The 22530-nt window shown below is 54.1% G+C and carries 23 protein-coding genes; 10 read left to right on the top strand and 13 right to left on the bottom strand.

The window, feature by feature from the left end; translation table 11 throughout:
• The 3 genes from N512_RS0121390 to N512_RS0121370 all read left to right on the top strand — a co-directional run.
• A partial coding sequence (locus tag N512_RS0121390) for an IS3 family transposase (RefSeq protein ID WP_028781634.1) occupies window positions 1–583 on the top strand: 583 nt, incomplete at its 5' end.
• Between the two features lie 692 nt (window positions 584–1275).
• Window positions 1276–1629: a hypothetical protein gene (locus tag N512_RS0121375; RefSeq protein ID WP_028781632.1), complete on the top strand. Its 354-nt coding sequence runs from the start codon at window positions 1276–1278 to the stop codon at window positions 1627–1629.
• An 84-nt stretch (window positions 1630–1713) separates the two neighbouring features.
• On the top strand, window positions 1714–2148 hold the full coding sequence (locus N512_RS0121370) for an energy transducer TonB (protein WP_028781631.1): 435 nt from the start codon (window positions 1714–1716) through the stop codon (window positions 2146–2148).
• 240 nt (window positions 2149–2388) lie between these two features.
• Here the strand turns inward: N512_RS0121370 and N512_RS0121365 are convergent, their stop codons facing one another.
• The 7 genes from N512_RS0121365 to lptD form a co-directional block, all read right to left on the bottom strand.
• Window positions 2389–4410 carry a methyl-accepting chemotaxis protein gene (locus tag N512_RS0121365; RefSeq protein ID WP_028781630.1) on the bottom strand — a complete coding sequence of 674 codons (2022 nt, stop codon included), beginning with the start codon at window positions 4408–4410 and terminating at the stop codon, window positions 2389–2391.
• A 98-nt stretch (window positions 4411–4508) separates the two neighbouring features.
• A complete protein-coding gene (locus N512_RS0121360; RefSeq protein ID WP_028781629.1) occupies window positions 4509–5330 on the bottom strand; it encodes a symmetrical bis(5'-nucleosyl)-tetraphosphatase in 822 nt (273 codons plus the stop codon).
• A gap of 13 nt (window positions 5331–5343) precedes the next feature.
• Window positions 5344–5724, bottom strand: coding sequence for a Co2+/Mg2+ efflux protein ApaG (gene apaG, locus N512_RS0121355; RefSeq protein ID WP_025011370.1), 381 nt, complete (start codon window positions 5722–5724; stop codon window positions 5344–5346).
• Window positions 5725–5783: 59 nt separating this feature from the next.
• Window positions 5784–6590: a 16S rRNA (adenine(1518)-N(6)/adenine(1519)-N(6))-dimethyltransferase RsmA gene (gene rsmA, locus N512_RS0121350; protein ID WP_025889249.1), complete on the bottom strand. Its 807-nt coding sequence runs from the start codon at window positions 6588–6590 to the stop codon at window positions 5784–5786.
• Between the two features lie 15 nt (window positions 6591–6605).
• Entirely contained in the window at window positions 6606–7592 is a 987-nt protein-coding gene (gene pdxA, locus N512_RS0121345; protein WP_025889251.1) for a 4-hydroxythreonine-4-phosphate dehydrogenase PdxA, read from the bottom strand.
• Window positions 7593–7597: 5 nt separating this feature from the next.
• Window positions 7598–8902 carry a peptidylprolyl isomerase SurA gene (surA, locus tag N512_RS0121340; protein WP_028781628.1) on the bottom strand — a complete coding sequence of 435 codons (1305 nt, stop codon included), beginning with the start codon at window positions 8900–8902 and terminating at the stop codon, window positions 7598–7600.
• Window positions 8903–9016: 114 nt separating this feature from the next.
• Entirely contained in the window at window positions 9017–11329 is a 2313-nt protein-coding gene (lptD, locus tag N512_RS0121335; RefSeq protein WP_028781627.1) for an LPS assembly protein LptD, read from the bottom strand.
• Window positions 11330–11488: 159 nt separating this feature from the next.
• On the opposite strand from lptD, the gene N512_RS0121330 reads away from it, so the two are divergent.
• The 5 genes from N512_RS0121330 to N512_RS0121310 all read left to right on the top strand — a co-directional run bounded on the left by N512_RS0121330 (window position 11489) and on the right by N512_RS0121310 (window position 15724).
• Window positions 11489–12535, top strand: coding sequence for an aminoglycoside phosphotransferase family protein (locus N512_RS0121330; protein ID WP_051472916.1), 1047 nt, complete (start codon window positions 11489–11491; stop codon window positions 12533–12535).
• Entirely contained in the window at window positions 12532–13215 is a 684-nt protein-coding gene (gene murU, locus N512_RS0121325) for an N-acetylmuramate alpha-1-phosphate uridylyltransferase MurU (RefSeq protein ID WP_028781625.1), read from the top strand. The genes N512_RS0121330 and murU overlap by 4 nt, the downstream gene beginning before the upstream one ends.
• An 86-nt stretch (window positions 13216–13301) precedes the next feature.
• Window positions 13302–14075: a co-chaperone DjlA gene (djlA, locus tag N512_RS0121320; RefSeq protein ID WP_028781624.1), complete on the top strand. Its 774-nt coding sequence runs from the start codon at window positions 13302–13304 to the stop codon at window positions 14073–14075.
• Window positions 14076–14133: 58 nt separating this feature from the next.
• Window positions 14134–14748, top strand: coding sequence for an outer membrane beta-barrel protein (locus tag N512_RS0121315; protein ID WP_028781623.1), 615 nt, complete (start codon window positions 14134–14136; stop codon window positions 14746–14748).
• Window positions 14749–14770: 22 nt separating this feature from the next.
• A complete protein-coding gene (locus N512_RS0121310) occupies window positions 14771–15724 on the top strand; it encodes a D-2-hydroxyacid dehydrogenase (protein WP_028781622.1) in 954 nt (317 codons plus the stop codon).
• A 16-nt stretch (window positions 15725–15740) separates the two neighbouring features.
• Here the strand turns inward: N512_RS0121310 and cyaB are convergent, their stop codons facing one another.
• Window positions 15741–16289 (bottom strand): class IV adenylate cyclase, encoded by a 549-nt coding sequence (gene cyaB / locus N512_RS0121305; protein ID WP_025011377.1) that lies wholly within the window; start codon window positions 16287–16289, stop codon window positions 15741–15743.
• Window positions 16290–16300: 11 nt separating this feature from the next.
• Window positions 16301–17476, bottom strand: coding sequence for a formate-dependent phosphoribosylglycinamide formyltransferase (gene purT, locus N512_RS0121300; RefSeq protein WP_028781621.1), 1176 nt, complete (start codon window positions 17474–17476; stop codon window positions 16301–16303).
• A 184-nt stretch (window positions 17477–17660) separates the two neighbouring features.
• Between purT and N512_RS0121295 the strand changes: the two genes are divergently transcribed.
• Window positions 17661–19127, top strand: a complete 1467-nt coding sequence (locus N512_RS0121295; RefSeq protein ID WP_028781620.1) for an AAA family ATPase — start codon at window positions 17661–17663, stop codon at window positions 19125–19127.
• Here N512_RS0121295 and N512_RS0121290 read toward each other — a convergent pair.
• On the bottom strand, window positions 19118–19645 hold the full coding sequence (locus N512_RS0121290; RefSeq protein ID WP_028781619.1) for a DUF4136 domain-containing protein: 528 nt from the start codon (window positions 19643–19645) through the stop codon (window positions 19118–19120). The genes N512_RS0121295 and N512_RS0121290 overlap by 10 nt on opposite strands.
• A gap of 150 nt (window positions 19646–19795) precedes the next feature.
• Here N512_RS0121290 and N512_RS0121285 point away from each other — a divergent pair, with 150 nt between their 5' ends.
• Window positions 19796–20107 (top strand): DUF1289 domain-containing protein, encoded by a 312-nt coding sequence (locus tag N512_RS0121285; RefSeq protein ID WP_025011380.1) that lies wholly within the window; start codon window positions 19796–19798, stop codon window positions 20105–20107.
• Here N512_RS0121285 and N512_RS0121280 read toward each other — a convergent pair.
• Genes N512_RS0121280 through N512_RS24260 form a run of 3 tightly spaced genes read right to left on the bottom strand, consistent with a single transcriptional unit; the run spans window position 20094 to window position 22526 of the window.
• Window positions 20094–21371, bottom strand: coding sequence for an ATP-binding protein (locus N512_RS0121280; RefSeq protein WP_028781618.1), 1278 nt, complete (start codon window positions 21369–21371; stop codon window positions 20094–20096). The two genes, N512_RS0121285 and N512_RS0121280, sit on opposite strands and share 14 nt — an antisense overlap.
• Window positions 21372–21390: 19 nt before the next feature.
• A complete protein-coding gene (locus N512_RS0121275; protein ID WP_025889263.1) occupies window positions 21391–22104 on the bottom strand; it encodes a response regulator in 714 nt (237 codons plus the stop codon).
• Window positions 22104–22526 (bottom strand): DUF3019 domain-containing protein, encoded by a 423-nt coding sequence (locus N512_RS24260; RefSeq protein ID WP_231473637.1) that lies wholly within the window; start codon window positions 22524–22526, stop codon window positions 22104–22106. Before N512_RS24260 ends, N512_RS0121275 begins: the two co-directional genes overlap by 1 nt.
• Between the last annotated feature and the right edge of the window lie 4 nt (window positions 22527–22530).

Here is a 22530-nt window from a genome sequence, read left to right as displayed (position 1 = left end):
CCGCAAACGAACCTATCGGCTCTACACGGAGGAAGGCTTGCAGGTCAGGACGAAGAAGCGCAAGAAGCTAACCCGGCCAAGGCAGCCCATGGAGGTGCCAACAGCCCCCAATCAACGTTGGTCTATGGACTTTGTGTCAGACCAACTCAGCAATGGTCGTCGCTTTCGGGTACTGAATGTCGTGGATGATTATTCGCGGGAAATGGTCGGTCAATTAGTCTCTGTGGCCATTAGTGGTAGGCAGGTCGCCAGATTCTTGGACCAATTGATGGAAGAGCGAGGCAAACCCAAGAAGGTTACTTGCGACAATGGGACAGAATTTACCAGCAAGGCAATGTTTTTCTGGAGTAAGGGAACGGGTGTCACACTGGGCTTTATCCAACCAGGAAAGCCGACGCAAAATGCCTTTGTGGAAAGCCTGAATGGCAAATTCCGGAATGAATGTCTGAATCAGCATTGGTTCAGAACCTTGGACGAGGCCAGATACGAAATCGAGCTGTGGCGTGAACACTACAACCATGTTCGCCCTCATAGTTCACTGAACTATATGCCGCCTGTTGCGTATGCCAAGCAAGCAGCATAAGCTGGAAAATCTCATCAAGAGATTGGTACTAATCTCGGGGAAAGGTCATGGTAATGCACGGTCTTAGCAGACTTATCAGAAATCCAGGCCACGTCAGTGGTCTCCTTGTGTACGTCCAACCCGATAAAAAGTGTGTTAGCTTTAGACATGTCGGCCTCCTGTGATTGTTTGCCTATTGGAGCAACAAACAGTGTGGCTCTGGTTTAACTAACTCCACGAAAAAACACGGAGGCCGACACCTGCACAGGGAATAATTATGTCTATAAGGCAAGCTTAAGTGACTGAGATCATCTTTATGTCCCTATTTTCAGTAGTCTTCTATCTATGGTTCAGGGCGTGCCTGAAGTTACATGAACTGACCCAAAAAGCTCACGGAGGAAATAGGAAGTTTGTGCGAGAAATAGGCAATCAACTAAGTTACTTCGATCAGTACTTTGGGATGTTGTTTGGGAAGCCTGAGAATTACTCGTTGTATCGAACAGAGCTTGTTCCGCTAATCACTGGTACAAAAATGGCTTTTAAGCAGGCACTATGGGGAATACTTTTTTTCATTTTGTACTTGGTATTCAACTTTGCCTTATAACAAGTTAAATCATCGGAAAACCACCCGCAGGCCAAAAAGCGGCCTAAACGCGTGTGTTTTTCGCTGTTTAAAGCGTTATGTTTAAAATCCATCGAAGGAACTCTAATTAATGCAGAAATTAATCGCGATTATTGTACTTGTTGGTTTCCTGAGCGGATGTGACTTTGAAGTACCGGGCGCGGATGAAAAGTTTGGAACACAAAACTTCGTTTCCGCGGTGTCAATAATTGAGCTTCATAAACTTAGAAATGGTGTATACCCCAAAAGCCTGAAAGATTTAGAGTTCTTAGGGGATTGGGATGGAATATGGCTTTCAGCCGTTCGATACGAGCAGAATGGCGATGGTTACAATCTCTATTTAGAGCGTGGCTGGGCTGGCAAACCTAGCCTAGAGTTTCCTGTCAAATTCAAACAGGGTCTTGGTATTAAAGAAAGTAACGTTACATGGTCTGCAACCAAATAAACATAACAAGCAAAGGTAGCATTGCCCTGAGGGTTGAGCGCACCGCTGTTTTTGCCTTTATGTGAACTCACTAAGGAAGGTTTTATGAACTACAAAAATTTACTTTTCACCATCTGTTTTTTGTCTACTGGAACACTCGCTGCCAGTAACTATGCCTCTGTAGAATTAACCTATTTGGAACCAACAAAAACGGAAAGCACTTGGCTTCGAGACAAGGAATTCATGCCTCGCTATCCCGTTGAGTTAGCAATGAAAGGTGTAGCTGGTTGCGGAGTATTTAAGGTCACAGTCGATAAAAACGGTTCAACCGAGAGTATCACTCTCATAAGCTCTGTGCCTAAAAAGACCATTTCAAAGCCAGCAACTGACGTAATTAAAGACTGGCATTGGAAGCTAGCAGAGGACAAAACGCCAGTAAGTGAAGAAAAGTTGTTAAGGTTGGATTTTTGTATGGGTGGTAGTTCAGAAGCAGAGTCACTCTCAAAATGTAAGCAACAGGCAACTATGGTATGTGAATAACGTTCACAGAATAAATCAAGTCAGCGGGACAATTAAATGCTGGATCCTGTCACTTCGTTCCGTATTTTAGCCTGACCCTTGCTTGCAGCGTTCATCCTGTTCTTCACTGCATTATCCCTGCAGCAGGCAATGAGGAACCTCCCTCGCCGGAAGCCCAATCAATGTTATTTGGCTGAAAGCTATGTCGGCCGTCGTCCCCGCGACAAAACCTCCTGGGGGAGACGGCCGATGGTTTTAAGATTAGACTTTGAACTCGCCAACCGAAGCCTGCAACTCTTCGGCGAGTTGCGCTACCTGGTGGCTGGATTGGGCGGTCTGATCTGCGCCTGAGGCGGTTTCTTCCGATATCAGCGCAATATGTTCCAGTTTTTCTGAAACCTGCTGGCTGACCAAGTTTTGCTCCTGAGCGGCGTTGGCGATTTGGGTTCCCGCATCGAAGGCCTGATGAACAGATTCGCTGATGGCTTCCAGAGCCTGATTGGCTTGCTCTGTCTTGGCGACGCAGGAGTTGGCCTGGGCGCGGCCCTGTTCCATGACAGCGACCGCCTCTTGGGTGCCGGTTTGCAGCACCTGGATCATCTGCTGGATCTCCTGGGTCGACTCCTGGGTGCGGGAGGCGAGGTTGCGTACCTCATCAGCCACAACGGCAAAGCCGCGTCCCTGTTCACCGGCCCTGGCGGCCTCGATGGCGGCGTTGAGTGCCAGTAGATTAGTCTGTTCGGCAATGCCGCGAATAACATCCAGAATCGAGCCTATGGCATCACTGTCGGAATGCACCTTGTTGATCACTTGCCCCGCCTTGGCGACTTCTTCGGCCAGCGCTTCTATGGTGCGGCGGTTTTCTTCGGCAATCATCCGCATATGCTGGGCTTCTTCATCGGCCTGTTTAATCTGGTTCAGGGCGTGGTCGGCGCTGTGGGATACCTGCTGGGCACTGGAGCTCAGCTCTGTAGTAGCCGTGGCCACTTGATCCACCTGGCTCTTCTGCTCCTGGATCCCGATAGTGGTTTGTGAGGTGACCGCCGAGGTTTGTTCGGCAGCGGCTGCCAATTGGTTGGATCTATCCAAAATGCCGCGAATAAGACCTCTGAGGCTGTCGATAAGGCGGTTGCAGTTGCGGGAAAGCTCAGCAAACTCATCCTGACCAGAGTCATCCAGCTTATGGGTCAAGTCACCGGAAGCTAGGATGTTCAATGCCTGATTGATACGGTTGAGTGAGGCGGTCAGTGGTTTCACCACGGCAATACTCACAGCTATGGCAACCACTATCGCCACCAGTACCACCAATAGAGTCTGCATACTGGCCGAGTCGATACTGGCCAGGGTTTTGGCGTTAATCTCGTTGGTCAGGGTTTCGATGGCACCGGAAAGAGCCCCCATTGCCTGATTGACGTTCTTCTTGTCGGTTTCCACTTGATTCAGCGCCACTTGAGTACTGGCTTTGAGCTCAAGTTGGGTCGCTTTCTGGGCCTGAATGGAGTTTTTGCCCTTAAGATGTTGGCTGAGTTTGCCAAGCTCGTTGTTCATTTCGTTGAGTACATCGGCATCGATGACACCGGCGCCGTGGCGACTGATGTACTCCAGCTTGGCCTCGGCTTCATTGATGATATAGCTAAGTTCTTTGACTATGATTTCGTACTTGCTGCGCTCTTCGGTGGCGACCAGATCGTAAACAGTGCTGATCACATTGGTGACATTGCTGTCCAGAGCGGCGGCGGAAGCGGCAATCTCCCGCTCAGTTGTGTCCTGGCTCTGTTCCAGATCCATCAGATCAAGCAGCAGACTGGCAGCATCATCAGCGGTTGTTTCCAGCTGATCCCGCTGTTTATTGAGGCTTTCCTGTTGCTCCAGGGCGCTGAGGTGGTCGGCCATCATGCGTTCGCTGGTGTTGATAAAGGCCTGATAATTACGCTCTACCTGGGGCAGGATCTCTTTGAGCCCGGGCTCGTGCTGTACCAGCTTTGACAGACTGGCAAATTGCGCCTTGAAGTTTTGCTTTTGACTGGCAAACTGCTGTTGGATAGGCGGGAGTTTATTGGCCTTGGTGACATGGTAACCCACCAGAACCAACCTTTGCTGTTCGCTGAGGGTTTCGCCCAGCTCGCCGGTTGATTTGAGTGCCGGGATACTCAGTTGCTGTAGAACTTCGGTGGTGTTTTTCAGCTCATTGTTGGTGAACCAGGAAACAGCACCAAGCAGGATCAATAGCAGGGTGACTATGGCAAACCCTGCTATGACTCGGGTCGCTACATTCAACTTCATAGGCTACTCCGGAAAAGGTTATGGTTTTTCTCTTGGGAAAAATCTTTTAGTTTTCATGGGCACGTTACCAGATGGTTATCGGCCGACGTCCGCTAAGTTTAACCTTTTTTTAACCTAGGTTGGGTAATTTTTTGATCTGATTCCAGGTGCCAGAGTGTCAGGTATTCTCCCCAGCAACAGCCGGTGTCCAGCGCCTGCAGTCTTTCGCCTTGGACCTTGCCCATCAGGGCGGCCCAATGGCCAAAGACCCGGGTGTAGTCAGCGGTGTTGGATGGGAATAAAAACCAGGGTTTGAGATTGGGGTCTTCACATTTGGCCGGCGGCACCTTGCAGCTGAAATCCAGCGTGCCGTCGAGATAGAGGTAACGCATCCGGGTCAGGCCGTTGATACAGTACCTGAGTCTGGGCAGGCCGCTGAGCTCACCGGACCAGTCTTCCGGCTCTTCTGTGTACATCCTGGCGATGAGACTGTCTAAATAGTCGGCTCTTTGCAATGCCTGGCTGACGGCGTCCGCTTCCTGGCGTAAGGTTTGGATATCCCACTGGGGCGGCACGCCCGCATGGGTCATGATGAGTTTGTGCTCAGGCAGTTCGCGCATCAGGGGCTGGGTTCTAACCCAGTCGATGAGGCTGTCGATATCAGCGGCTTCCAACAGTGGTTGCAGCTTGTCGCTGGGTTTGACCCGTTTGAGCCCGGCCTTGACCGCCAGCAGGTGCAGATCATGGTTACCCAGTACCGACTTGGCCGAATCGCCGAGAGCGCGGAAGAATCTCAAGGTCGAGAGAGAATCCGGACCGCGGGCGACCAGATCGCCGACCGCCCAAAGCTCGTCCTTGGAGGGATTGAAATCGACTTTCTCCAGCAGGCGTTGCAACTCGTTGAAACAGCCCTGAATATCGCCGACAAAATAGTGAGCCACTGTTATCTGCCCATCAGTGTACCTGGCCGGGTACGGCCAGGCGGAAAGGAGGGATCTGGGCGTAGAAACTCTCGCCCGCATCGGTTTCCATCAGGTAACGGCCTTCCATAAAGCCCAGCGGCGTTTCCAGCACTGTACCGCTGCTGTATTGGTAGGCAGTATTGGGCTTGATCCTCGGGGTTTCACCGACGACACCGGCGCCCTGAACCTCGCTCTGTTGGCCATTGCCATCTGTGATCACCCAGTGGCGACTCTTGAGGGTCGCCGCCTCATCACCCAGATTGATAATGGTGATGGTGTAACTGAAAAGATACTTGTCTTCATCCGGCGCAGACTGGTGTTCTATGTACTGGGTCTGTACCTCGACTCTGATACGGCTTTTCTGGGGATTCATCTTAAGTTCCTGGCCAAAATCTCTGATGGAAAGGAAGGACGCCGCCCGGCGTCCGGATGTTACGCCTGACGGTCGCTCAGCAAGTTGGCGATGGCAACATACTGCTCGACACTAATCTGCTCGGGTCTGAGGCCGGGATCGATTCCCAGGGTCTCATAATCGGCATCACCAAGCAGCCCCTTGAGGTTATTTCTCAGGGTCTTGCGGCGCATGTTGAAGGCGGTGCTGGTTACTTTGCCGAGCATGGCAACGTCTTTGGCCGGCCAGGGTTTGGTTTCATAGGGTACCAGACGCACCACGGCGGAATCGACCTTAGGTGGCGGCGTGAAGCTGCCCGGAGGCACTTCCAGTACCGGCACTACCTGGCAATAGTATTGGGCCATGACAGTCAGGCGGCCATAGGCCTTGCTGCCCGGGCTGGCTGAAAGCCGCAACACCACCTCTTTTTGCAACATAAAGTGCATGTTGGTGATCTGCTCGGCATATTCGAACAGATGGAACATCAGCGGCGTGGAGATATTGTATGGCAGGTTACCAAAGACCTTGAGCTTCTTGCCCTCGACCATGAGTTTGTTGAAGTCAAACTGCAGGGCATCGCCCTGATGAATTTCCAGCTTGTCTTTCAGCACAGGATGCTGCTTCAGGCGTTCTACCAGATCTCTGTCCAGCTCGACCACGGTCAGCTTGTCTATGGCACTGGCCACAGGTTCGGTCAGGGCCGCCAGACCCGGGCCGATTTCGACCATGACATGCTCATTATCCGGGGCGATAGCCGCCACAATACGGTTGATCACATTGTCATCGGTCAGGAAGTTTTGTCCGAAACGTTTTCTGGCGGTATGGCCTAAGTGTACTTTATTGCTCATTGATACTCAGTTGGATCAGTTTTTGCCGGCCAGTTCTATGGCCTTGTTGAGTGCACAGACGAAGCTGCCGATATCGGCCTTGCCTGTGCCTGCGAGTTCCAGCGCCGTGCCGTGATCCACCGAAGTGCGGATATAGGGCAGGCCCAGAGTGATGTTTACCGACTTGCCAAAGCCCTGTGACTTGAGCACAGGCAGGCCCTGGTCGTGGTACATGGCCAGCACCACATCGGCGTCTTGCAGATACTTGGGTTGGAACAGGGTATCGGCAGGCAGAGGGCCTATGATACGCATCTGTTCCTGCTCTCTGAGCTCGTTCAGCGCCGGGATGATTACATCCAGCTCTTCCCGTCCCAGGTGGCCATCTTCACCGGCATGGGGGTTGAGGCCACAGACATAAATCTTGGGGTTGTCCAGGGCAAACTTATTCACCAGATCCTGGTGCAGTATCCTGATGATCTGATGCAGGCGTTCACGGGTGATCGCCTTGGAAACGTAAGCCAGTGGAATGTGAGTGGTCACCAGGGCTACCTGCAGACCGGGGCAGGCGAGCATCATCACCACATCCTGACAACCGGCCTGATGGGCGAAGAATTCGGTATGGCCGGAGAAGGGGATCCCGGCCTGATTGATAATGCCCTTGTGTACCGGACCTGTCACCACGGCATCAAACTCGCCGTTCATATTCTTCTCACCCGCATAACGCAGAGTGTCGACCACATAGGCGCTGTTTTGCTCATTGAGCACGCCGCAGCGAGGCTCACAAGCCATGGGGAAGGGCACTATGGTCAAACTACCGGCTTGCTGTGGCTTGGCCGCTTGGCTTGGCTGATAAGGCTTGAGCTGGAGACTGAGCCCCAGCATCTTGGCGCGCGCCTGCAACAAGGCAGGATCCGCGCACACGACCAGCTCGGCCGGCCAGTCGCGCTGCGCCAGCTGTACTACCAGATCCGGACCTATGCCGGCAGGCTCTCCGGGGGTAATGGCAATACGTTTAATGTCCAAGCGACTTAACCTCTGTCAGTTTCTGGGTCGAAGAGTTCAATGTATGCGTCGGCCCGCATTTCGTCCAGCCAGTTTTGTAACTCTTCGTTGAATTTGCGGCGGAAGATCAACTGATGCGCACGGTTGGTGTTGAACTGATCTGTGGCATCTGTTTTGCGTCTCTCTTCCAGCTGAGTGATGTGCCAGCCATGAGTTGAACGGAACGGCTCACTGATTTCACCCTGCTTCAGGCTGTTGAGTGTCTGGGCGAACTCGGGCACATAAATGCCGGGATCGGCCCAACCCAGCTCACCGCCTTTGGTGGCACTACCGGGATCTTCCGAGTACTGGCGCGCCAGATCTTCAAACTTGGCTTCACCGCTGCGGATCTGTTTGAGGAACTGTTGCAGCATCGCCTTGGCTCTGTCTTCAGACAGAATCGGTGACGGCTTGAGCAGGATATGGCGGGCTCTGACTTCCTCAACTTCTTTGGTCTGCAGGCCGCGGGCGTCCATGATCTTGATGATATGGAAACCGGCACCACTCTTGATAGGGCCTATGATGTCGCCTTTCTTGGCATCTGTGATCACTTCGGCAAACAGGGTAGGCATCTCATTGATGTTCATGTAATCCCAGATACCGCCTTCCAGCGCCTTGGGACCGGCGGAAGAAGCAATGGCGGTTTCACGGAAGTCGGCACCGGATTTCAGGCGCTCCAGCACGGCATTGGCACGCTTGCTGGCTCCTTCCAGTTGCTCTGAAGTGGGGTTGGAAGGCACTTCAATCAGAATGTGGCCAACCTGGTATTCCACGTCTTTCAGGCCCTGTTCCTTGATCAGCTTCACCAGGTTATTGATCTCCTGGGGTGAAACCTGAATTCGGCGCTGTACTTGAATACGCTGGATCTCGCCTATGGTTACTTCTTCACGCAGTTGCTCGCGGTATTGGCTGAAGCTGCTGCCATCGGCTTCAATTTCGGCGCGCATCTGAGCGACAGTCATGTTCTGTTGCTTGGCAATGTTTTCTATGGTTTGGTCCAGCTGCAGATCCCCGATATGCAGGCCGATACGGTCGGCCATCTGCAGTTGCAGACGGGTGAGGATCAAACGCTCAATAACCTGGGTGCGCAGCGCCTGATCCGAAGGCAGACTCTGGCCGGCGGCCTTGGCGTTGGCCTTAACAGTGTCGACCATGTTCTGGACTTCGCTTTCCAGCACTATGCCGTCGTTGATCTGCACTGCAACGCGATCCAGCAGCTGTGGTGCTGCCAGGGCAGCCTGGCTCATGACTAGAGCAAAAAATCCAAAAATCAGTTTCTTACAGGGTTTCATCCACAAAATCCTTGCCACATTTTCGTTTCGTTGGCCGCCGATGGCAGCGGCCTGGGTTGTCCAGATTGGACTCTCTGTCCCGTCCGAGGTTCAGCAATCTACCACAAATCTTGATTAATTCCTCAGATAAAGTGGTTTGCGGTAGTTGAACAGACCTTCATCCAGCATGTCGCTGACCCCCAGTGGGCCTGAGCCGCCGAGGCCTTTGATCACAAAGTTGAGGTAGACGCCGGTTTCGAACATCTCACGCTCGTTGAGCATTGCATTCTTGAGGTCGTCCTCGTAGTTGGTCTTAATACGGTAGTGGTAGCTCAGACGCACTGCCCAGCAGCATGACTCGTACTGGAAGCCGGTATAGGTTTCCACCGAACGTTCCTCTTTGAGGTCGTAATACCAGTTGCCGACAAAATAGAGGCTGTCGGTAATTGGCCAGGTGGTACGGACACCGGCCTGGGAGATATCCACTCTGTCATTAGTGTTGCTGTTGAGCAGATCCGGCACGTAACGATAGCTGAATTGCAACAGCTTGTTGGGGCCGGGGCGGTAGTCCAGGGTTGCTTCACTCTTCTTGTTGGAGCTGTAACGGGTGTCGTATTGAATAGCACCGCTGACAAACCAGTCTTTGTAGATTCTGGCATCCAGCTCGGCGGCCAGTACCGAAGTGGACGGCTGCTCTGTGAGTTCATCCTCATAAAGGCTGACCTTACTGTCGTCGAAGTAGATGATCTGGCCCAGGCTGAATTTCAGCTGCTCCAGGTTACGCTCATCAAACAGTCGGGTGGTCAAACCCAGAGTCAATTGGTTGGCATCGGCGATACGGTCCAGACCCGAGAAGCGGCGGTCGCGGAACAGACCAAAATAGTCCTGCTGCAGTTCACCCGTGTCGTAGAGACCGATATTGGATTGATCTTCATAGCCGACATACAGGTATTGGAACTGGGGCTCCAGCGTCTGGCGGTAGTTCTGGTTGAAGTATTCGGTATAACGCTCGAAGTTTATCTGACCATGAACCCTCACCTGAGGTAAGGTACGGCTGACACTGTCATCCAACTCGGGCTGCTGAATATTGTGCTGCCAGTAGTTGGTTTGCATCAGCTTGACTTCACTGGTGAGCGACCCCGCCGGGCCATGGATTGGCAGACGAATGCTGGGCTCCATATGTACCCGGCTGGCGGTGGTGTAAATATCTTCTTTATGACGGAAGTTGGTTATCTCGGAGGCGAAGCTGAAATCCAGGCCTTCCCACACCCCTGGGGTACGGTAGTTGAAGTTCAGCTGTGGCATCACCTGATAAGGACGCTCTTCCTTGCCCAGTACCTTGATGTCCTGCACTCTGGCACTGAAGTCCCAGTTGTCGGTGAAATAGGCGATTTCGCCAACCCGGGACAACTGATTGTCGGTGGCGCGATTGACATCGGACTTGAGATCGTTGAAGTAGTTGTTGTCCGAGACATCGGTATAGTTGGCCAGCACCCGCCAGTTTTCATCCAGGGCATCGCTGTGCTCCCAGTGATACATATAGCGGTTGGGGCTGCCATCGAGCATGTTATCGCTGCCCAGATATTCGAGGTTGAACTGGCCGGTAGGCGTTTGCCGGTCGCCGGGATCGCCCAGCAGATAGCGGAATTCTGTCTTGGTAAACAAGCCCCGCGACGACATATAGTGCGGGGTAAAGGTCAGATCGTACTCAGGCGCTATGTTCCAATAAAACGGGGTGGCGATTTCGATCCCGTTGGTGGTGCTGGAACTGAAGCTGGGGAACAGGAAACCTGTCTTGCGTTTCTCCGAAACCGGCACTGTCATATAGGGAATATAGAATACCGGCACGCCACCTATTCTGAGTTTGGCATCCCAGATCTCCCCCCACTCTTCCTTGCTGTCGATTTTGATCTTCTCTGCTTCCAGTAGCCAGGAGACATTATCCGGTGGGCAAGTGGTGAAGTTGGTGTTGTTCAATACCAGGTTGTTGTTCTGGGTAATTTCCAGTTTCTGGGCGTCACCGTGCACTTGCTGGCCGTGGAGCCAGTACTGAGCGCCTTCCAGGGTGGCGTTGTTGGAACGCATCTGCGCCATCAGCGAGTCGGCGGTCACGGTAAACAGCGGGTCTTGAAACACCAGGTTGCCCTGAGCGGTTAGCTGCTGCTCCTGCTGGTTGACCGTGGCTCTTTCGGCGGAAATTTTGCGCCCGGCCTGAGAAAAGGTCACATTGCCTTTGAAGGTCGCCTCGCGTCCCAATTGCGCCGAAGAGGCGTCAGAATGGATCTGTATTTTTTGATCGGCCAAAGGGCCGCTGCTTTCCCCATCCTGATGATAGGGAACCGGAGGCAAGATAACACATTGAGCGTTGTTGCCGCCCTCCTGAGGAAGGGTTTCAGCCAGCGTCAGGGGAGGTAAAAGGCTCAATGCCAGAAAATATCGGATCTGCATCTTAGGTCAATTATTTAGATTTCTTTGTCTGGACAAGTTTCGGAGGGAAAAGTTGCATCCTGCCTCGGGCAACGCAGCCATAAAAAACTCTGTATTTATTGGCTGTTTCCTGTTTTTTACCTCGGTATAATAAAGCAATTTTTCGTCAAGAGCCATGAGATGACCTTGTCTGATCCCAGATTTCTTTCCATGTCGTGCTGGTTGCAGCAACTTTTCGGTAAGCCCTTGCAAGCCAAGCTGATTTCCGGTGATGCCAGCTTTCGGCGTTATTTTCGTCTCAATGTCGATGGTTGTGATTACATAGTCACGGACTCACCTCCCAACTTATTGGATAACAAGCCCTTTATTGCCTTGGCACGGGCGTATCACCAAGCTGGCATTCGGGTGCCCAAGGTGCTTGAGTTCAATGAGGAAGCGGGCTTTATTCTGCAGCAGGACCTTGGCGACAACTTGTTGTTGCCCGAGTTGACCGAAACCAATGTGAGTGATTGGTATCTCAAGGCGCTGGCGATTTTGCAGGATATTGCGGCGGTGCGGGAAAGTGAACTTGGCCCCTTGCCGGACTATGATGCGGCCTTTGTCGAACGCGAGCTGGCGATTTTCAGCGAGTGGCTGCTGGATAAACACTGGCAAGTCTCCCTGACAGCCGCTGAGCATACTATGTTGGCTGAAAGCTTTGCTATTTTGACGGCCAGCGCGCTTGCGCAACCCCAGGTCGGCATGCACAGGGACTTTCACAGCCGTAATCTGATGCTTAAAGACGGTAAGCTTTGGGTAATAGATTTTCAGGATGCCGTGTTGGGGCCTGTGACCTATGATGCAGTCTCGCTGCTGAGAGATTGCTATATACGTTGGCCGGATGCGATAGTCGAGCCGTTGCTCAAAGCCTTCTTTGAACAGTGTCGCGAGCTGGGGTTGGTTGGCAAAGATGTTGATTATGCCACCTTCAGTCGCTGGTTCGATCTCATGGGAGTGCAGCGACACCTGAAGGCGGCGGGTATCTTTGCCCGTTTGCACCACAGAGATGGCAAGTCAGGTTATCTCAAGGATATACCGCTTACACTCGGCTATGTGGCCGATATCTGCGAGCGTTATCCTCAGTTGCAGGCGCTTTCCTCCTGGGTCAGGCAGAGGTTATTACCACTGACTCAACAAGAGTCAAAACCACAGTCCCGACCACAAGCAGAGGCACAGGAGCACCAATGAAGGCGATGATTCTGGCAGCCGGCAGAGGGGAGCGTTTGCGCCCCTTGACCGACAAACTGCCTAAACCTCTGGTGACAGTGGCCGGTAAGCCATTGATTGAGTATCACATTGAACGTTTGGCCGCCATGGGCGTGACTGAGTTGGTGATCAACTGCGCCTGGCAGGCAGACAAACTGATTGAACGCCTGGGAGACGGCAGCCGTTTTGGCGTGACGATTCATTACAGCCGTGAGATTGAGGCGCTGGAAACCGGCGGCGGGATCAAAAAGGCCCTGCCGCTACTTGGAAACGCGCCTTTTTTGGTGATTAACGGCGATGTATTTATCGATGTCATGCCTGAGCTGCCCAATTTGGCTGCCGATACGCTGGCGCACCTGTTTCTGGTGGATAACCCGGCGCAGCACCCCGAGGGAGACTTCGCCTTGCTGCCGCAAACATTCGGCTATTCGCGGGTCAGTGACAGGGGCGCGCCCAGGTACACTTTCTCCGGGGTGGGAATATATCGCCCCGAGTTATTCGATGGGGTAGCAGAGACACATTTTGCCTTGGCGCCGCTGCTGCGGCAAAAGATGGCGCAGGGGCTTATCAGTGGCAGTCATTTCACGGGTTACTGGTGTGATGTCGGCACACTGGACAGGTTGCAACAGCTGGAGCTTAGGCAGGCTAAAGGGACTGTTTAACCACGAGCCCGCAAGCGGACGCAAGACAAGACAGTTCAAGATTGAGTATTGGCCCGGCCAAGCACGGGCGCACTATGGGATAACAGATGCGTATTTGGGGTAAATTTTTCGGCGGTGTCATTGGCTTTATGTTCGGGCGTTTCTTCGGCGCCTTGCTGGGGATCTGGCTTGGGCATCTATATGACAAGCGGATGGCGGCCTCTCAGGGCCTCCCGGGGGGCAGTCGGCAGGCACAGTTTTTCAACACCACTTTTGCCGTTATGGGGCATATCGCCAAGGCCTCGGGGCGGGTGACCGAAAATGATATCCGCATGGCCACCAGTCTGATGGATATGCTGCGCCTCAGCGGCACGGCACGAAAAGACGCCCAGCAGGCGTTTCGCGAGGGCAAGGAGCCGGACTTTGAACTGGAAGCCAGCCTGCGCCGCTTTCGGCGCATCACCTTTGGTCGCCGGGAAGTACAGCAGATGTTTCTGGAAATTCAAATCCAGACTGCCCTGTCTGACGGTGAACTGCAGGACAAGGAATATGCAATACTGCAGGTGATTGCCAGAGAGCTGGGATTCAGCAGTTTTCAGCTCGATGAACTGCTCAAGCGTTGGCAAGCGGAGCTGCGTTTTCAACAAGCTCCCGGCGATCACAGACCATCGGTTGCCGATGCCTATGAAGTCTTGGGGCTGTCAGAATCCGCCAGCGATCAGGACATCAAACGCGCCTATCGCAAATTGATGAATGAACACCATCCGGATAAGTTGGTAGCCAAGGGCTTACCGGAAGAGATGATGGAGTTGGCCAAACGTAAGGCTCAGGATATTCAGGCGGCTTACGACAGGGTCAAGAGCAGTAGAGGAATGCGCTGAGCCTCGCCCTTGGGTGTCGGCTCATGCTGTTAAAGAGGGTTCACCCAAGGAGAGCGCCATGAAACTTGCTTATTCAATCCCCTTGCTTTTGGCCCTGAGCGGTCAGGCTCAGGCCGAAGTGTTTGTTGCGCCGTTCGGCGGTTACAGCTTTGGCGGCAATGATCTGGACTATAGGTCCAGCGAAAGCACGGTTAATAACAACAGTAGTGCGGATATTACCGAGGCCGGTCATTTTGGCTTTATGTTGGGGCTGACGACGTCAGAGCCGGGTGACATGTATCTGCTTTACTCCCATCAGGGCACTGAGCTCAGTGGCAGCGGTTTCCCGGGCACTGACAAGCTGATGGATCTCAGCGTCGATTATCTGCATCTGGGGGGCACGCTCTATTTCCCCAAAGATAAGCTGCGGCCCTATGTCACCGCCAGCGCCGGTTTGACGCAATTGCGTCCCGAGCTTGGCAGCAACGAAACCCGTTTTTCCATGGGGCTTGGACTGGGGCTGGATTATCAACTGCTGGAGCAGCTATCCCTGTTTGCCGATGTGCGCGGCTATGCGACCCTGATAAACAGCGACAGCAGCCTGTTTTGCGATGCCAATCAGTGCTTATGGCATATCAAGGGCGATACTCTGTGGCAGGGGCAGGTCAATCTGGGGTTAAGATACCGTTTCTGAGTGGGGTAACAAAGAGGTAAGTATGAGCTTAAAAATAGTGGTTCTGGATGGCTTTTGTCTCAATCCTGGCGATCTCGATTGGTCGCCACTCAAGGCGCTTGGGGAGCTTAACGTCTATGACAGAACCCCGGCTGAGCTTGTGCTGCAGCGCGCCCAAGGCGCCGATATTCTGCTCACCAACAAGACAGTGCTTGGGGCGCAGCAACTGGCGGCGCTGCCCGGACTCAAGTACGTAGGCATTCTTGCCACGGGCACCAATGTGGTTGACTTAAAGGCCGCCGGTGACCTTGGCATCACGGTCACCAATGTGCCTGGCTATGGTCCGGATGCTGTGGCGCAGATGGTCTTTGCCCATCTCTTGTATCACACCCAACAAGTGGCGCAGCACCACCAGGCTGTGGCGGCGGGGGCCTGGAGCCAGTGCGCCGACTTCTGTTTTACTCTGTCACCGCTGATGTCACTCTCGGGCAAGGTGATGGGAATTGTCGGTTATGGTGATATAGGCTCGCGAGTGGCGAATATTGCCCGGGCGCTGGGGATGCGGGTGCTGCTGCATACCCGAACTGAGCGCCATGACCTGGCCGAAGGCATCAGCTGGGCGCCACTGGAGCAGCTGTATCGTGAAGCCGATGTGATCTCGCTGCACTGCCCGCTGACAGCGGCGACCGAGAAGATGATCAATCAAGACTCGCTGCAGCTGTTAAAGCCCGGGGTGATCTTGATCAATACCGCCCGTGGCGGGCTGGTGGATGAAACTGCGCTTGCCACAGCACTCAATCAGGGCAAGTTGCGGGCCGGAGTGGATGTGCTCTCCAGTGAACCCCCTATGCCGGATAACCCCTTACTCAATGCCAAAGGCGTCAGCATAAGTCCGCACAATGCCTGGGCGACAATAGAAGCCAGGCAGAAGCTGTTGGATATTGCTGTGGACAATCTGCGCGCCTTTATTGGCGGAGACTCAGTTAACCAGGTTTAGACGCTATTAACCGAGTTTAACTGTTGCACAGTTGCCGATAGGAGCGGGATTCCAACATGGCTTGGGTCAGCCCGAACCGGGCCGCCAGTTGCCAAAGTTCGCTGCGAAGCTGCTCCAGCTTATCGCTATCGTCGGTCATGATCGCCAGCTCGGCAAAATCGCCGAGCCCCGCCAGGCTGTCCAGCGTCATATGCCACTTGCCGATAAAGTAGATGCTGCGGCGTTTTTGCAGCCGCTGCACCGGCACATAGCCCATGGCGCTGAGCATGCTGCGGGCCCTGGCGGCATCCGAGATATTGACCGCTTCACAGCAATCCGCTCCCGGGCCCTTGAGGATCCACAGCAGATTGTTGGATGGCTGCATCTCCCGGATGCACAGTGACTTGTCCGCCGCGGCCAGTTGACCATCCGGGGTATCGAAGTAGCAGTCGTCCTCCTGATTATCGGCAAACATGCACTCATGCTCCATGGCATTGATGCGCTCAAGCAGTTGTTGTTTGCTGCAAGATTCATTCAAACGGAACTTGAGTTCCACTTCATACTTACCCTGAAAATGCTGGCTCATGGCGGTCTCTTTTAAAAAATCACTTCTACTTTGGCGGCGCTGCGTAGCGCCTTGTCTATGGCGCTTTGAATATCCAGATCCCTTGCCAGGGCAACACCCAGACGGCGGCGACCATGGATCTCCGGCTTGCCGAACAGTCGTAGCTGGGTGTCGGCTTCGCTCAGCGCTGCTGCAAGGCCTGTGTAACGCAGGTTGTCTGAGTCGCCTTCTTTGAGCACCACAGCCGAAGCGCTGGGGCCGTGCTGGCGGATATTGGCGATCGGCAATCCGAGAATGGCACGCACGTGCAGGGCAAACTCGGACAGATCCTGGCTTATCAGGGTTACCATGCCGGTGTCGTGTGGGCGAGGCGAGACTTCAGAGAAGTAGACTTTATCGCCCTTGATAAAGAGTTCTACCCCAAACAAACCATGGCCACCGAGCGCCTCAACCACTTTGGCGCCTATCTGTTGCGCCTTTTCCAGGGCCATTTGGCTCATGGCCTGTGGCTGCCAGGATTCGCGGTAGTCACCGTCTTCCTGCCTGTGGCCTATAGGCGCACAGAAATGAATGCCGTTGACTGCACTTATGGTGAGCAGGGTGATTTCGTAGTCGAAAGGCACAAAGCCTTCGACTATCACCCGGCCTTGACCGGCGCGGCCACCTTGCTGGGCATACTCCCAGGCCGCGGCTATCTGGGCTTGCTCGCGGATCACGCTCTGGCCCTTGCCCGATGAGCTCATCACCGGCTTGACCACGCAGGGCAAACCTATTTGGGCCACCGCCTGATTGAATTCTGTCTCTGTGTCGCAAAAGACGTAGGGCGAGGTGGGGAGCCCCAGCGTCTCAGCTGCCAGACGGCGAATGCCTTCTCTGTCCATGGTCAACTGGGTGGCTCTGGCGGTGGGCACCACCTTCAGACCTTCGGCCTCCATCTTTGCCAGCGTTGCTGTGGCTATGGCTTCGATTTCCGGAATGACCAGATGGGGTTTTTCCAGCTCGATGACGGCGCGCAGCGCCTCGGGATCAAGCATGTTCACCACATGAAAACGATGGCTGACTTGCATGGCAGGGGCATTGGGGTAGCGGTCGACGCCGATGACTTCGACGCCCAGGCGCTGCAGTTCAATCGCAACTTCTTTGCCCAGTTCGCCGCAGCCGAGCATCATGGCGCGCACGGCGCCTTGGCTAAGGGGAGTGCCTAACATAGTGTGGGTACCTTTGGTTATTGTAGCTGCCTGTGGCAGCGGATTTTTTTGCTAGTTTACCCTTTGGCAATCGGCTTGGGCGGAAGGCTTGATAAATTGTGCGCTGGATCACTGCTTGCGCTGCTGTGGCGGATGTTGAAACTTTGTTATTCTTAAGTCCGCTATTATCGTGCGGGAAGCCAGAATGCAGGATGTCAAAGACTTAACCGGGGTGCTCAGGGGCGGTACGCCCTTGGTGATAATTGAAACGTATGAGGAGCCCAGGGTACTGGAGCTGCTCAAACGAGTGGCCGGTGTGCTGATGCGGCCCCTGTATGGCTGGAGTGTTACCCAGGGGCTCAAGCGGCTGGACAGGGAAGTCGGGGTGCAGAAATTCAATGCCGAACCGACCGATATTCTGGCGCACATCAAGGCCAGCCAGCAGCAGGGGATCTATGTGCTCTGTGACTTTCACCCCTATGTGGTTGAGGCGCCGCGTAACGTGAGAATGATCAAGGAGATTGCCCTTGAGCACGAAACCTTGCAGCACACCCTGGTGATGGTCAGCCACGCCTTTGATGTGCCCCCTGAACTGAGCCGATACTGCGCTCATTTCTCCCTCTCCATGCCAGGGCAGGCCCAGTTGGAAAACCTCATTATAGAGGAAGCGCGCCTGGCCCGAGCCAAAGGGGTATTGAATCGTCTCGATGAAGCCGTGATCCCACTACTTGCCGGTAATCTTCGTGGTCTGAGCCATGCCGATGCCCGCCGTCTTGCCCGTAAGGCCATCTGGGATGATGGCGCCTTGTGCCACTCGGATATTCCTGTGGTCAACAAGGCCAAGTTTGAGCTTTTGGATATGGAAGGTGTGCTGCAATTTGAGTACGACACCTGTGACTTTGCCGATGTTGCCGGGCTTTCCAGACTCAAGGAGTGGCTGAACCACAGGCGCCTTGGCAGCGATGCGCAATCATTCGATACGCCCAAGGGCGTGATGCTGCTTGGGGTGCAGGGCAGCGGCAAGAGCCTGGCGGCCAAGGCAGTAGCCGGTATCTGGCAGCGGCCTTTGCTGCGCCTGGATATGGCCGGACTCTACAATAAGTACATAGGCGAGACGGAGCGCAACCTCAAGAAAGCGCTGGAGATGGCCGAATTGATGGCGCCCTGCGTACTCTGGATAGATGAAATTGAAAAAGGGCTGGGCAGCAGTAACAGCGATGAAGGCACTTCGAAGCGGATCCTCGGCACCCTGCTGACCTGGATGGCAGAGCGCAAGTCCGAAGTCTTTATGGTGGCTACTGCCAACGATATCAGCGCGCTGCCCCCCGAGTTGCTGCGTAAGGGACGCCTGGATGAGATATTTTTTGTCGACCTGCCGGACAGCTCCACCCGGGAGGAGATCTTTCGCATCCACTGCCGCAAGCGCAATATCGATCCGGCCGCGCTGGAATTGGCGAGTCTGGCAAGCGCCAGTGAAGGTTTCTCCGGCGCCGAGATAGAGCAGGCGGTTATTTCCGCCCGTTATGCTGCGAGGGCTGCGGGGCAGGAGGCCAATCAGGCCTGGCTGCTCGATGCCCTGAGTCGGACCCGCCCCTTATCTGTGGTGATGGCGGAAAAGCTCAACGCCCTGCGTCAATGGGCCAACGGCCGCACTGTGATGGCTCACGGTTGAGGCGGAAACTGGCTCAGGATCCGTATCACGGTTTCCCGGGTTGCCTGAGCCTTACCTTCGCCGCCATCGCTGAAGCTGAACTGATCGCTGCCGCGCCAGATGAGGCGGTTGCTACTCGCTTCTATGATATCGATTTGTATGGTCTGGAGTTTGGCATCGGCTCCCAGAGGCACACCCACACTGGTGCCCACGCCTATGCCACCGCCAGATCCCCAGGTGCCGCTGCCAAGGCCGATGGAGAGGCCCTTGTCTTTCGGCTTATCTGTAGTGCGAAAGGCAAAGGAAACCTTGAAGTCCGCCGACTCGGTGACTTCGATAAATTGTTTGCTTTTCAGCGTGTCGACAATCGCCTGATTGATCCGCTCGGCGCTCAGGGGATCATCACTGCTGGAAATCGGCAGGGGGGTGAACTTTTGTAGCTTGGCGAAGCTGTATCCTGGGTCGTAGTCTTGTTTCGGCTGCTGGGCGCAGGCTGTCAGCAGCAGGGGTAACAGCAGCAAGAGTGTCCTGAATTTCATCGCTTGTCCTCCGTGAAGGGATATACCTAACCCTGTGACTTTGTGCCAAAGCGGCCGTCAGTGCAAGAAGTGGATAAAAAATCGCCTTTTTAAGAATGAGATGATATACCTAAGGTTCAGCCGTCAGAGAGAGCCTGCATTTACGCCCCTATGGAACAACTGGTCTTTTTTGATATCCCCAGCCCCTGTATCGGTGTCTGCCAGACAGATGCCAAGGGCTATTGCAAAGGTTGTTTTCGGAACCGCGAAGAGAGGTTCGATTGGCTCAACTTTTCCGATGCCCGTAAATTGGATGTCATTCGCCTGTGCAAGGCGCGCAAAAGGCGCTGGCAGCTGGCGCAGATAAAGGCGCGCAGGGAACAGCTCAAGGAGGAAGAGTTGCAGTTGAATCACAGCCTGGACTTTGATGCCAAAGGCGACGAAGACGAACCTCTGGACTTCAGTGATTTCAGTCTCGATTGAATTCCCGCTTGGGCAGGCTGATGCAAAAACGGGTTTCCCCGGGGCAGCTGAACAGCAGGATTTCGCCGTGATGGCGCTCGACTATGCGCTTGATAATTGCCAGCCCCAACCCAAAGCCTTTATTGCTGTTGCGTGAGGTATCGCTGCGGACAAAGGGCTCGAAAATCTTGTGCTGTTCCTCTTCTGGGATCCCTTCACCATCGTCTTTAACCTCGATAGTTACCCTGTCTTTTTCCTCATTCAGAGTCACCAGGATTTGGCTTTCGGCAAAGCGCTGGGCATTGGTGAGCAGGTTTTGCAGTGCTCTTTCAATCAAGGCCGGTTCACAGGTGAAGGGCTGTTTGGCGACGGAGCTATCCAGGGTTATCGGAATCGGGCTCAGGCTCTGCAGTCTGTCTATCACTTGGCGGCAGAGGGCGGTGAGATCGCAGCTCTCCTGTCTCAGCCCTGTTTGGGCCGACTCCAGGCTGGCGTAGGTGAGCATCTCCTGCAGCAAGGACTCCATCTCTTTGACATCTTCTGTCATGCCAGCAATAAAGTCGGCTCTGGCCGCTTCATCGGCGCCTTCACGGCAATAGTTGGGGATCAGCGCCAGGGCAAACTTGAGCCTGGCCAGCGGAGTGCGGATCTCGTGGGAGACAGCATTGGCCAGGTGGCGCTGGTTGTCGATAAGAGCACCGATATGCCGCGCCATCTCGTTGAAGGTGTGCGCCAGGGGTTTTACCTGAGAGCGGGGCGACAGCTTGATACGGGTATCCCATTTGGCCTGACCAAGTGCCTGGGTGGCTTGTTTCAGCACCTTGAGATCCCGTGACAGCGGCCAGACCCAAACCAGGGCTACCCCGGCCAGAGATAGATAGAAGAACAAAGTGAACAGGCCGCGCAGACTGGCTCTGGGGTCTGTATCTATCGGGCCTGTCATCAGCACCTGTTGATCCAGACGGATAAACTGCATCTGTCTACCTGAGTTGGTCAGGGTGGTGAAGACTTCACCGGGAGCCAACTCGCCATCGTCTGCCAGGGTTATCTTGTCGGCACTGAACAGACGCAGCGGGTAAGTGGCATTGACATTGGCGGCGGCAATCGCCTGTTGCCGCTGCTCGGGGGGCATGGGCTTCAGCATGGCCGCCATCGCCATCAAAGGCGCATCGGCCAACAGTTCCGCCTCGTCATCGTGTTGCTGCCAGAGGGCATCGAGGGTCCATCCCAGCCCGAGAAAACTCAGGCTGATCAGCAGGTACAAACTGATGAAGAGGCGTTTCACGCGGTAACCTAAAAGAGGATCAGCTGTTCCAGGCCTCGGGAGCAAATAGATATCCCTGGCCCCATACCGTCTTGATCCTGAACGGTGTTTCTATGTTATCGCCCAGCTTCTTGCGCAGGCGGGAAATGCGCACGTCTATCTTGCGATCCTTGCCGTCGAAATCGATATTCAGCAGGCATTGGTAGATATACTGGCGGCTCAGCACCTGGCCGGCCTGGGATGCCAGCAGCCACAGGAGTTCAAATTCGTGACTGGTGAGATCCACCTCTTTCTCGCCCAAACGGATAGCCTGAGTGTGAGGATCTATGCTCAGCTTGCCAAAGCTCAGGCAGTGGGATTCTGCCATAGGTGGCTTGGTATGACGCCTCAGCAGATTGTTGATCCGCGCGACCAAGAGTGCCGGGTCAACCGGTTTAACCACATAGTCATCTGCGCCCAGTTCCAGGCCTTTGATCTGATCTTCGTTGGAGCCAAGTGCGCTCATCAGCAGGATAGGGCCGGCAAAGTAATCCGGCAGCTTTTCACATAATGTCAGTCCATCCATCCCCGGCAGCATGATGTCCAACAGGATAATGTCCGGTTTGTAGTTAAGCAGTCTGGTCAGTACTGTGTCACCGCGGCGCTCAACTTCTACATGCATGCCATGGGACTTGAGATAATCCACAATAAGGTTGGCAAGACGAATGTCGTCTTCCACCAATAAAACTCGGTGAGTCGATTGCGCTGAGGTCATCAGAATAAACTCCAAGGGTTACGATATCTTCGCCTGACGCTGGTGTCAGACACGGGCGTAGTTCTAAAGTAAACGCCGGCTAAGGTTTGCCATGTGTCTTTATCTACCATGACAAAGTGAATGTCCTCACTGGTTGTGAGTCGGAATGTGAGGCTGTGCACATCTTCAGTTTCACTGCACCAACGTTGTAACCCTTCGTAATCAGAAAGGATACAAACCGCACCGTTTGTATTACTCCAGCTTAAACTGACGTCAAGCGAACAGGTGTCCTCTTCACTCTTGAGAATACAGAGCTGTGGTGTGATAGCCAGCTTGGCTTCTTGATTATTATTATTATCTGGTTCGGCCTGTACATTGGCTGCCAATATCATTGACAACATCAACAGCGGGAACAGCCAACACCAGCCTTTTGCTAAGCGCACCTTG

Origin of the sequence: Shewanella sp. 38A_GOM-205m (assembly GCF_000518445.1) — a bacterium.
GTDB lineage: Bacteria > Pseudomonadota > Gammaproteobacteria > Enterobacterales > Shewanellaceae > Shewanella > Shewanella algae.
Note: the sequence above shows the minus strand (reverse complement) of the source record. Positions and strands in the feature narration are given on the sequence as shown.